12 protein-coding genes are annotated in these 10,909 nt (G+C 44.3%); 1 reads left to right on the top strand and 11 read right to left on the bottom strand.

Annotation, left to right across the window (positions count from 1 at the left end):
* Positions 1-560: transposase (locus tag B9A32_RS20355; protein WP_408607051.1), on the top strand; the 560-nt coding region annotated here is incomplete at its 5' end.
* Between the two features lie 198 nt (positions 561-758).
* Here B9A32_RS20355 and B9A32_RS20350 read toward each other — a convergent pair.
* From B9A32_RS20350 to B9A32_RS20300, 11 genes are all read right to left on the bottom strand, one after another.
* Entirely contained in the window at positions 759-1,718 is a 960-nt protein-coding gene (locus B9A32_RS20350) for a hypothetical protein (RefSeq protein ID WP_084071937.1), read from the bottom strand.
* Between the two features lie 91 nt (positions 1,719-1,809).
* Positions 1,810-2,511 carry a hypothetical protein gene (locus tag B9A32_RS20345; RefSeq protein WP_084071936.1) on the bottom strand — a complete coding sequence of 234 codons (702 nt, stop codon included), beginning with the start codon at positions 2,509-2,511 and terminating at the stop codon, positions 1,810-1,812.
* Positions 2,512-2,513: 2 nt separating this feature from the next.
* On the bottom strand, positions 2,514-3,191 hold the full coding sequence (locus B9A32_RS20340; protein ID WP_084071935.1) for a sigma-70 RNA polymerase sigma factor region 4 domain-containing protein: 678 nt from the start codon (positions 3,189-3,191) through the stop codon (positions 2,514-2,516).
* A 130-nt stretch (positions 3,192-3,321) separates the two neighbouring features.
* Positions 3,322-4,221 carry a hypothetical protein gene (locus tag B9A32_RS20335; RefSeq protein ID WP_139795914.1) on the bottom strand — a complete coding sequence of 300 codons (900 nt, stop codon included), beginning with the start codon at positions 4,219-4,221 and terminating at the stop codon, positions 3,322-3,324.
* Positions 4,196-4,600, bottom strand: a complete 405-nt coding sequence (locus tag B9A32_RS20330; RefSeq protein ID WP_084071931.1) for a hypothetical protein — start codon at positions 4,598-4,600, stop codon at positions 4,196-4,198. Before B9A32_RS20330 ends, B9A32_RS20335 begins: the two co-directional genes overlap by 26 nt.
* Positions 4,578-5,237: a MotA/TolQ/ExbB proton channel family protein gene (locus tag B9A32_RS20325; protein ID WP_084071928.1), complete on the bottom strand. Its 660-nt coding sequence runs from the start codon at positions 5,235-5,237 to the stop codon at positions 4,578-4,580. Before B9A32_RS20325 ends, B9A32_RS20330 begins: the two co-directional genes overlap by 23 nt.
* Entirely contained in the window at positions 5,230-5,589 is a 360-nt protein-coding gene (locus B9A32_RS20320; RefSeq protein WP_084071926.1) for a hypothetical protein, read from the bottom strand. Before B9A32_RS20320 ends, B9A32_RS20325 begins: the two co-directional genes overlap by 8 nt.
* Complete coding sequence (locus B9A32_RS20315; protein WP_084071924.1) at positions 5,586-5,792, bottom strand: hypothetical protein; 207 nt, start codon at positions 5,790-5,792, stop codon at positions 5,586-5,588. Before B9A32_RS20315 ends, B9A32_RS20320 begins: the two co-directional genes overlap by 4 nt.
* A 1-nt stretch (position 5,793) precedes the next feature.
* Positions 5,794-6,819: a hypothetical protein gene (locus B9A32_RS20310; protein ID WP_084071921.1), complete on the bottom strand. Its 1,026-nt coding sequence runs from the start codon at positions 6,817-6,819 to the stop codon at positions 5,794-5,796.
* A 223-nt stretch (positions 6,820-7,042) separates the two neighbouring features.
* Positions 7,043-10,426: a CHAT domain-containing tetratricopeptide repeat protein gene (locus B9A32_RS20305; protein WP_084071919.1), complete on the bottom strand. Its 3,384-nt coding sequence runs from the start codon at positions 10,424-10,426 to the stop codon at positions 7,043-7,045.
* 94 nt (positions 10,427-10,520) lie between these two features.
* A partial coding sequence (locus B9A32_RS20300; protein WP_212638042.1) for a C1 family peptidase occupies positions 10,521-10,909 on the bottom strand: 389 nt, incomplete at its 5' end.

Below are 10,909 nucleotides of genomic sequence, written 5' to 3'. Positions count from 1 at the left end.
AATCCCATAAAGATTTTGATTTGCTACAGGCTGAGGGAAAACATTTTGTATGCCGAATCAAAATCAAAACTACGCGAACTATCATCAAACAGAACCTTGTGCCGGAGGACACTCATATTTTTTATGATGCAGAAGTCCTTCTTGGAACTCCGGGGGTAAATCAATCAGAGACACCAGTCCGAGTCGTTGGATATAAGATTGCAGACTCAACATTTTACGTGGCAACTGATCGACATGATCTGACTGCCGAGCAAGTAGCCAAAATCTACAAGCTCAGGTGGGACATTGAATCCTTTTTCAAATGGTGGAAAAAACATCTCAAAGTGTATCATTTGATTGCTCGCAGCGAGTATGGGGTAATGGTACAAATCCTTGGTGGGCTTATTTCATATCTACTCATGGCCATATATTGTCATGAGAACTTCAATGAAAAAGTTTCTATCAGAAGAATCCGTCAACTGAGAAATGATATACAAAATGAACTCAGATCCCCTTTATTAGGCAATCAAGGTGTTAAAAAAAGAACCAGAAAAAAGAAAAAGAAGTCTGCAAAAACCTAACCGGACATCACTGAAAAATTTTACATCTTAAAATTTTCTATGCCATAAAGATTAGTCTACCACAAATAACATAGCATCCTTTATTGTTAACTCTCCTGCTTGAAAAGGAATCCTTGATGGCCAAGCAAATGGAATTAAGTTTTGATGAAAAAAAACAGATTTGGGGATGGAATTTTCCAATCATGAGGTCATACAGACTCACTTGCCTGAGATGTCCTGCTGTCTCCTTAACAAAATGCGTGTGAAGAGATGGGAACCTAAAAGTAAAGGGACAAATTCAACAATTGCAGTGATGAGCGAGGCTACAAGCAGTGTAAGGTGATGGGGGCCAATGGCCAATCCGGAGACCTTGTTGATCAGCCCCATCAAAGCAGTCACTAGGCGGTTCTGGCTTTCATAGCTGTTGAGATATTTTTCAATTGACTCATTGTCAAGGGCCATCTGTTTGGCAGCGGCAATCGCTTCCTGCTTTTGTTCATATTTTTGATTTTGGGTTTTAATCGCCTCTTGATAGTGGCCTAAAGCCTGGAAAAGTGCTTTATCTAATTTCTTTTTAGTGGAATCGTACTTCTCATTCCATTCTTTATATCGTTCCCCTTTCCATGTGCCATTGACCACATTGTCCATCTCATACTTCATACCCGACTCGGCTTTATCAAGATCCGGTTGGTAGAGCTTACGGATTTCCGCTATTTCCAGATTATAGCTGGTTTTCATTTGATCAAGGACCGAAAGATGATTGATTTCGGCATCATCCTTTTGATCCAAAAAGTGCAGGTCGATATTACGGATTTTCTTATTGTAAACCTCCTCCACGTTGGGTGCGGTAAACTGACCGTTCACAATAAAGAGGCTCATGAGTAGACTGTTACCTATCAGTATTGCCCGTACTACAGCGGCAGGTAAAGAATTTTTTCCATTTACCTTCATATAAGAAAGTATCCAGGTAATACCAATTTTCGATGCATTAAAGGTAATAGCAAGGATCGTCGTAATCGTAATGCCGTTGATGATGACATGGTCAATGCCACTGAATATGGAACGATATGGGATAAGCTCCATGTAAAAGGAAAGAAACAGGGCTGCCAGGGCTGTCAAGCCCAGAAAGATAAGCATTCCACTTTCGAACAGGCCAAACTGATTTGTTTTTTTTCCCATCGTATCTACTCCGTTGGTTAGGGTTCAGGCACTGTTTATACAGTTCCTTTATTCTGATATACGGAGCTGAGATGATTTTTTTTACCAATTGTTAAACTTTTTCCAAAGTCAGTTTAAGTTTGTTCTCACTGCTTGGGTCCTGGCTCACCCGGATTCCAATTTCATCAATAGGTGGAAATGGCTTTACGGCATCAATTCTTACACGGATCCAGCTGGGGGCTTTGACCGCCTCAACAAGCTTGATCTTTCCAACCTCTAATTGACTGACTGCCTTAATTTCAGGGACCTTTACATTGTCTGTCTCATAGTCGGTCACACCTAACTGTTGAAGGCCGATGATCAGTCGTTTCTCTCGAGGTATAGCAACCCCTGCTGAATGCCAGGTAAAATTATGCTGCTCAAGGTAATTCAATAACTCGTTGACAGCTGCTTTATTTTCTTCATGCTCACGTTCTTCTGATTTTTCAGAGCTTCGCAGGGCTGGTCCAAGCCCCAATTGTCTGGATTCCAGGTCTATCAATGATTGGCGGAATGTGGCTAATTGATCCGATAACCTGGCCGGCAGCATAAAACCTTGAGAAGCTGATTTTCCTGCCCACCTCAATATTGTTTTTAGCTGTTCAAGTAAACTGGGCTCATGGGTGTCAATATAATCTAAAGCTGCCTGATAGCCCTTTTCCATTTGTTCATCTGTTGGCAGATACGCTTCATCCACCTCCTCATCTATTTTGAGAACTATTTTTTCTTCTATCTTGCGAAGGATATTGTTAATTTGTTCATCAGATATAGTCATTGTCATAACTCCTCTATGTATAGGATCAATTCTGGGCATGTTTCAACGGCAGCCTTGACAAATTTTTGTTTAGTGACTGTCACCCAAGAATCGCTGCGGTCCAGTATTTGCGATATTTTTGCTTGTTTAAAGTCAGCTAAAAACATCAACATCGCTTCTTTCGCTTTTGCTGACGCATCCCATTTAAATTCAATACATTTTCTCAACTCTTGCGATAATTCTTTTTTTGTATATGAATTTGAAGCAAAGCTTGGAGATGGCTTTCTGATGGGTTCACCATTTTCATCGCTTCGCCCTGTTTCAATCCCTTCGTTTCCTGCTGTATGGTAACCTTTTGATTTTTTTGGATTTCTCCGTTCATGTCTTTGTGCGGGGGCTTCTGGGTTTTCTGGTCTTAGATTGGGCGGTTCTGGGTAAGTTATTGTCCGCCAATAGTCGTATGCTTTATTGCTGCAAATTGTATCGATAAGGCCGCACGGGGGATTTTTTCCCCTTTTTATATCATAGGTACCGTTTAACACGCTTGTGTAGATATTGATCAATGTATTTTGAATTAAATCATCTTTGCAATCTAACGGAAAATCATATTTCTTATTATATATTCCAATATAATATTTAATCAACGGATAACAGCCGTCATAAATTTTTTCGAAAATTTTTTTTGCGTTTGTTTTATCCATTCCCTTCTCCACCACAAAATTGATTCAGAAATAGCAGCCTTCCTACAGGCTCCATGGCTGCTCACTTTTACAAATAACTATTTCATGGCGTAGAATATACAGTTGCAGGGAATTATGCAAGATTCATTGATTACAAATCAATGGTTTCCCCGCCAACCTTAACTGCGATGACCCGTAACCTGACCCTGTGATCTTCACGGTGAAGCTCTCCATGGATGGACACGGGTGTCTGTTGATTGTGAAGTTTTTCAAGATCCAGCTTCTGTTCTCTTACTTTGGTCAGCTGCTCATCTATGAGATACTTATTGTAACTGCTGCTGAAGACCAGGTTGTACCGTGGCGTTTCCCGGCTGCCCGTTCGACGTATGACGCTGTCATTCAGGGTCTCAAGATCACCCCTGCTGAAATGTTCGCCTGGAAGGGACAGATAGCGATCCGATATCATCGGGTAATCTGTCAGGTACCCAACTTGGGTATTCCGATAAGGGTTGTCACAGTGAGTCACTCCCAGCACATACCGTTGTCGCCCTACTTCAGCTAAAAGAAACCCCTCTTTTTTGCACAAAAGCTCTTTTACCGTTGCCGAATCTACTTCCAGATGCAGATTTGGCAGCAACATGCCTTTCTGGATTTTACCCTGATGTAATGCCGGTTTTTTTATTATTTTTTTTACTACGACAGCATCAATGGCAAGTTCTTTCTTATCTCTATCAGAATCAATTACCACTGCATCCTGAGATGTATCAGATGCCGCAATATTTGTCTTTGTTTCCGTGGATTGCACTTCACTCTTGTTTTCCTGCTCAGGCTGACGGTTATCTTTTGCCCCTTTTTGTAATTTGAGGAGTTTTTTTGGGGTCTTCGGCGTTCCTTTTTCCGGTGCAAACATCGGTTCGGTCAAGACGGCCACCACACCCGGCATATCAAATTTTTCCTTACCGTCTATTTCGTAGTAGGTTATCAGTAACGCAGGACCCAGAACAATAAGCGCGGCAAGAATGCTTCTATTGAATTTTGTTTTTATCATCATGTTTTCCCTCAATCAGATATGAAACTTCGGTTGCACCTGAGGATTCCAGTTTTTCTTGGACTCTGCTCAAAAGAAATATCGGCAGATTCCCGGTTGAATGGAGTACCACCCTGGTTGTTTCTTTTCGTTTCAATAAATCTACAAGGTTTTTTTCGGGGATGGATTGATCATGGCTATTTCCATGAAACAACCTCCCATCAAGATCAATATAAAGGGAAAGCACCGGTTTCTCTGACCGGTCTTCTCTCCCAGCCTGTGTTGTGGACTGCCTGAATGATGTATCGCTTCCCATCATCATCACCGCTACCATAAACAGTAAAAGGAAGAGGTCCGCGTAAACAGTGTAAACCTCGACATCATTGTTTGTACTTGACAACATGGCTCCTCCTCCTTTCCTGACGAAAGAATTCATCTTTGTCAAAAAACTGATTGATCAACGCCATCCCAGTCCTGAACTCTTGCTCCACCAGGTTTTGCAATTTTTCTAAAATTGTAATTTGTAAAATCAGCACCAGACTGGAAAAGGCTGTGGTAAACAGGGCAATCCCGATATCCCCGAGCATCTGTCGATGATCAAGGCCCTGGGACTGCTTGAAAAAAACAGCCATCAAACCCAGGACGGTAAACAAAAGGCCGGTGGAAGGTGCAATACTTTTTAACCATTGAACCTTACGCATCAACGGTTGGTAATGAACCATTATGACATCGTTTAACTGTACTTTGCCCGAATCCCGCGTAGAATAGCGGGGAATTATCCATTTCAATGCAGAAAGCCAGGGAGCGGCATCCGGCAGGGTCATCTTTTGAATTGTCTGCACAAGAGCATTATATTCCAAATGATTATACGCCGAACCCCGACCCTGAAGTTTTAGGCAGAGTTCATCCGCCGCATTTTTCAGACTATGGTAGCGTCGCTTTTGAGATCTATACTCAAGCCAGTTTGAGACGGCAAGTATTGCCAGCGACAAAACCGCAATCAGGGCAATTAAAGTCAGCGGGGTGATATGTTCACTCATGTTCTCTCTCCTTCCCGAATAATTCTTTAATCCGTTGATCACGCTGCCGTGCCTGCCGCTCCATCTTGCCGGGATCTGAAAAAGGGATCTCCTTCTCCTTGATCCTTCCAAGACGGTAAAAAATTTCTAAAGAGCTGGGACTGGGAGCATTATCTGCTTCAGGCTCTGTATTCTGTTCAATCTGCTGTTGGTCCAAAGTGTCCAGAGGCAGCGCTTCGACATCCTTTTGGCCTCCGGCTTCTGCTGTCAGGACTTCGTCTATGGCCAACAGTTCTTGATCGCTCAAAGCATTGGCCTGGGGTGGAAAACTTAAAGAAAGTGCTGCCAATATCAAAAACAATCTTGTTTTCATCTTTTTTTCTCCCATTGCTCAAGCATTGCTTGAAGTTCATTACTGGTTTTCCGAAGCTGTTCAGCCTGGACGTTTAAATTTTTTGTGATGGGCAATTGTTCTGATTCATTGACTGGCTGTTTGCCGTCCACCTGTTCCTCCGGAGGGGAGGAACAGGCTCCAACCATGATCAGACAGGTCATTAGAATGATACGTACAAGCATCTTAATCTCCTTTTTTAACAAGTGACTTCAGAAGGTTCAGTGCTTCGCCTATGGTCTGTGGTTTGACCTGAGGGATCAAACTGTCACTGGAGCCGCCAAGCTGATGGAAAGCGGCGGTGTAGTCTGGACGATGAGTTAACATTGTGCGAATATCATCTTTGACCCCATTAAAATCGTCAACAATTGCTGCCGTTTCCATCAGGCGAGCCTGGGTGAGACTGTAGGACCTGCTTAAGCGGATAAACTGGTTGGCTTCATCAATTCGGTAATCAAAATTTCGGTTCACCCGTCTGATACTGGCCTGCAGCCCGTTAACAGCTTTGCTGCCATTTTCTAACTCTAAAAGATCGCATTTCAGCTTGGAGGTGGCATTTTCCAGCATTTCAGATATGTTATTTTGGTGAATAAGACCGTCTGTGACTTCCCAGATCAGTTCGCTCTGATCCATCGTCAGAGGTTGGTCGTCTGCCGAGCCGTCAATTTTTTTTATCAGCTCCTTGGCCTGACGTTCATGTTGCGAAATACTTTTTTTTGCCTGGGTCAAATTTTGTTGTTCTTTGACCAGGTCCTGTTTTGTCTGGGAAACTGCCTTGCTTGTCCTGTGCTGATAAGCTTCCAGGCGGCGGCCGAGTTTTTCAAAATCTCCTTTGCTTTGCCGATAGGCATCCCGGCTTATTTGGGCTTTTTCGATTACACACTCGGTATACCTGGCTTTATCAAGTGAATCTCTTCCCAGATTTGAGCTACAGTCTTCGAATCCATTGTTCACATCTTCCAATGCCTTGGCGACTGTACTCAGGGTCGATATTGTTTCTTTAACTTCAACTGCAAAATCACCGATCAGCGGTTCTGCGGACTGATTGTCAAAGTCCCCGACTTTCACTTTTCTGGAGATGCCCGTCAGACCGATACTTGGAAGGATCGCAATTATCACTGCAATAGCTACAATCTTGATTATTTTACTTTTTTTCACTTTTTTACCCTCCATGGTTAAGTTACTGTTTTTTTTGCCGCCTGTTTTTTGCATCGCTATTCTCCTCTATTGTTGGTCAAGGTAGATTTTTTCCCTGCGCTTATTTATATATACGGCGCTGGCTCTTCTTTTTTTTTCGTAAAATGAAAATTATTTTAAACAGGTGAGCCGGGTATAAAATTACCCCCACTGAAGGGATATACGGTTTGAGAAGAATTTTTTTCAAAAAAAAAGCCGCCCCAAAGGGCGGCGAAGGGAAAGTGAAAAGATGGCGGTGTTACCGGCCATAAGCCCGGATACCGTAAAGGATGGTGCCAATGGCCATCAGGGGCGGATTTTCATCATTTGACCCAAATGATTTCATATCTATTACGGTTTTGATAAGAAGATCGGGCAACTCCTTTTCCGGACCTTCATGGCGGTTAATCAATCTGGCAATGATGGCGGCCTGATCTTCGTCCAGTTCAAAGGCGTTAATCAATTCCTCCTGCACCTCTTTTCTCACGGTTGTGCAATCGGCAATTTCACGCTGTAGTTTGGGGCGCCAATATTGAACCAGGATTTGCGACAGGATATCCTCGGTACTCTCCATAAATTCTTTGTGAGCTTTGTGCAAAACCCTATCAGGGTCTTTTGTTTTACTTGCCAGCCAGTGTTTGTGAAAAATTGGGCCGAAATGGGTAGCCAAAAGATCGGAGATGGGATAGAGAAAACCGGTAATGCTTTGGGTGCCTTTCCTGATAAATCCAGTGCTCAGACCCATGGGAGTGCCCTGGCTGTCATCACGGTTCATGGCAATAAGGCAGGTATTGAAAAAGGCATGACGCACCTTTGCCTTGCCTGATAGAATATCTTGATAGGAAAGGCTCTGGTTCTTGCTGACTTGCATGGCTGTAGAAAAAGCCATGTGGGAGTCATCGCCCCCATGACCGATCCCCGTGAGCAGATCAATTTCTATGGGTTCGTTGGGAAATGGAGCCGGGTATTCAAGTGTTTCGCACAGGCTGTTATTTTTTTGATGGACAGCCTTGATGGCCTCCACCTCCTTTTCCACACCGGCGAGAAATTTTTTACCGTTGTCCCGGTGGTCGTAATAGAGCAGGGCTGCCGGGTAATGCCAGCTTCGACCGTTTTCTTGCATATTTCTTTTAATTAATCCTGTTTGCAGCGCATAGTAAATCAGGCCCGGATAAAACCGGGTTGTCACACCTTTTGGTTTGCCAGCCAATACCGGCAGTTGATGAAGACTGCCCTGGGGCAGGATGAACAGCTCTTTATTACCCGTGAGGTATGGCTGTAACGGGGACCAGAATTTCTCCCTGAGATCCCGGATCATATCCGGCCAGAAGCGGCCCCGCTCCCTGGCACTCATCACCGGTATGTCGCTCTTATCCTGCCGGTCATCATGGATGTTCCGGCGGCAGTTGCCAAGATATGAATTCCGCTCTCCTGTCAGTACCCTGGTCCGCTTTGCCAGTTCATCCATACTGTTGAGAGGGAGCCATTGGGGGATGCCCTGCTTTTGGATAACAAGAACGCCTTGCACATCTTCATGGTTGATCATCAGTAACAGCGACTGGTGGGAGTGGAAGTCCGGAATTGCCTGGATATTTTCCAGGGTAAAGGCATCATAAGGCAGTTCCAGAAGCTCAAAACCCGGCAGTCCGGATGCTTTGCGCCGGGCATCGCCCATCTGCTTGTGAAGCCGGTTGTATGCGGCGATAGCTTCCTGTTCTGCTTCCAGCGTTTTGTTTTGCCTCGCCCGGCCCAGTGACCGGGTGCCCGGATCAAAAGGTTCAATGATTCCGGTTCTGCCACCCTTTTTCTTTTGAATCATTTTCCGGAGCCGGTGGCGAAGCTTCTGATACGCTTTTACCTGATCAGGAAGGCGTTGTCCGGCCGCCTCACCAAGCTCGTCAAGTAGTTCGGATGCCAGTTCCCTGCCCTGGATACAAAAGAGAATACGGGGGATCTCTTCATACTTTTGCTGATCAATGACAAAGGCAAGCCAGTTTGCATGAAATCTCGCAAAGCTGCGGCGCATATTCTCCCAAGTCGATACCGTCCCATCTGCTGCTGTTCCTTTGACAGGGGCAAGTTCAAGCATCCGGATGAGATGTTCACTTTTTTCTTTTGCCCAGACGAGCGGTTTGTTCATTTTATCCAGCATCCAACTTGCATTGGCGTATAGCGTGCAACGCTCCTTGTTTAATGGCAGCCCGTGGCCCATTGTTTTACTTTCGTAAATCTGTTCAGCTTGCTTATGGGATTTTATGGCGGCATCGTAATCCCTAATTGAATAAAGGGCGGTCGCAAGGTTAGCTGCGGTTCCAGCGCGAGAAGGATCAAGCTCGAAGTGGTCTTTGCAATAGTCTCCTTGAAGGAGCATCTGTGCATGTTTAAGGGATTTTATTGCGGCATTGTAATCCCCTGTTGATTGAAGGGCAGCCCCAAGGTTCATGGCGGTTCGGGCGCGAGAAGGGTCAAGCTCGAAAAGGTCCTTGCAATAATCTCCTTTAAAGAGCCTCTGTGCCTGTTTATGAGATTTTATTGCGGCATCGTAATCCTCGGTTAAATAAAGGGAGTTTCCAAGGTTCATTGAGGTTCGCGAGCGATCAGGATCAAGCTCGAAACGGTCTTTGCAATAGTCTCCTTTATAGAGTTTTTGTGTTTGCTTGTAAGATTTTATGGCGGCATCGTAATCCCCGGTTGATTGAAGGGCAACACCAAGGTTCATTGCGGTTCGGGCGCGATAAGGATCAAACTCGAAACGGTCTTTGCAATAGTCTCCTTCAAAGAGCCTCTGTGCCTGCCTATAAGATTTTATGGCGGCATCGTAATCCCCGGTTGATTGAAGGGCATTACCAAGGTTTGTTGCGGTTAGGGCGCGATTAGGATCAAGCTCGAAAAGGTCCTTGCAATAATCTCCTTTAAAGAGCCTCTGTGCCTGTTTATGAGATTTTATTGCGGCATCGTAATCCCCGGTTAAATAAAGGGAGTTTCCAAGCTTCATGGCGATTCGGGCGCGATCAGGATTAAGCTCGAAACGGTCTTTGCAATAGTCTCCTTCAAAGAGATTTTGTGCCTGCTTATAGGATTTTATTGCGGCATTGTAATTCCCGGTTGATTTAAGGATAATACCAAGATTAGCTGCGGTTCGGGCGTAAGAGGGATCAAAACAAATTAGATCTTGAAATGATTTCTGTGCATACAAATTTAACGCCTGTTGAAAAAATATGGCTGCTTCTTTTTGTCGGTGCGAGGCGTAAAATTCTTCTGCCTTTTTTTCAGCTTTTTTAATGGCTGTCAGGACGGTGATAAAACCTGGTCTTTCTTCAAGGGGTAGGATATTGTAAATATGAATGAGCTGCTCATTATCAAGCTGTCGTTGTGTGCTAACTTCTTTCTGTTGTCCTTTATATATCTCGATCAATTCATTGAACTGCTCATGACTTAGTTGCGGTAACCTCCCAAGGATTTTCATCTTAATTTTCAATTCAACCCCACTTTGCCATAACGCTAAAAAAAAGGTATAAGCAGACGATTTCTGGATATGGTCGTTCCATTTAACGCCTTTGGACTGCCACCAGGCCAGTAACTGATCCTGGGGGATGTTTTCATAATTTTCAAGGAGTTCTTCTATTGTCGGCAGGTCTGTCATCGTTTCTTCTCTCTTTTGTATAAATTACGGGTCTTCTCCCACAAGGCAGTCATAATCCCAGTCAGCCCTTTTATTGGCGACACCTCGGCTACACTCAAGATGCCGGAATGAAGACAATCATGCTGTTTAAAAAAGCCTTCCCGGGGTATCCCAAAGGATTTTCAAATGCATAGTTAATTCCCCAGGAGTTTCGCACTAGGAAATAATTTTCCCCCAATGGATTGTCAGGGTATGCCTTCTCAAAATAACCGACAACAGTCATGGCATGACCGCCTAAACAATCTTCACCCGGCATAGGGATGGTCCACAGGGCGCTGCGGTGGGTACTATTGGTCTGGGCACTCTCATACACAGCTACGCCAATGGCTGCGGGTTGGGGGCCGAGGTTGGGAATGAGCACCCCTGACAGGATCCCTTTGAGTAAGGTGGGCATAAGGTGGTAATCCTCATCATCAAGGATGAGGTCGACAAAACCATCTATTT

It is taken from the genome of Desulfocicer vacuolatum DSM 3385 (assembly GCF_900176365.1).
Classification (GTDB): domain Bacteria; phylum Desulfobacterota; class Desulfobacteria; order Desulfobacterales; family Desulfobacteraceae; genus Desulfocicer; species Desulfocicer vacuolatum.
Note: the sequence above shows the minus strand (reverse complement) of the source record. Positions and strands in the feature narration are given on the sequence as shown.

Excerpts from the sequence above, each read along its gene's own strand:
- B9A32_RS20335 (WP_139795914.1), bottom strand. The coding sequence starts at position 4,221 with ATGATGATAAAAACAAAATTCAATAGAAGCATTCTTGCCGCGCTTATT.
- B9A32_RS20340 (WP_084071935.1), bottom strand. The coding sequence starts at position 3,191 with ATGGATAAAACAAACGCAAAAAAAATTTTCGAAAAAATTTATGACGGC.
- B9A32_RS20320 (WP_084071926.1), bottom strand. The coding sequence starts at position 5,589 with ATGAAAACAAGATTGTTTTTGATATTGGCAGCACTTTCTTTAAGTTTT.
- B9A32_RS20310 (WP_084071921.1), bottom strand. The coding sequence starts at position 6,819 with ATGCAAAAAACAGGCGGCAAAAAAAACAGTAACTTAACCATGGAGGGT.
- B9A32_RS20305 (WP_084071919.1), bottom strand. The coding sequence starts at position 10,426 with ATGACAGACCTGCCGACAATAGAAGAACTCCTTGAAAATTATGAAAAC.
- B9A32_RS20315 (WP_084071924.1), bottom strand. The coding sequence starts at position 5,792 with ATGCTTGTACGTATCATTCTAATGACCTGTCTGATCATGGTTGGAGCC.
- B9A32_RS20330 (WP_084071931.1), bottom strand. The coding sequence starts at position 4,600 with ATGTTGTCAAGTACAAACAATGATGTCGAGGTTTACACTGTTTACGCG.
- B9A32_RS20350 (WP_084071937.1), bottom strand. The coding sequence starts at position 1,718 with ATGGGAAAAAAAACAAATCAGTTTGGCCTGTTCGAAAGTGGAATGCTT.
- B9A32_RS20345 (WP_084071936.1), bottom strand. The coding sequence starts at position 2,511 with ATGACTATATCTGATGAACAAATTAACAATATCCTTCGCAAGATAGAA.
- B9A32_RS20325 (WP_084071928.1), bottom strand. The coding sequence starts at position 5,237 with ATGAGTGAACATATCACCCCGCTGACTTTAATTGCCCTGATTGCGGTT.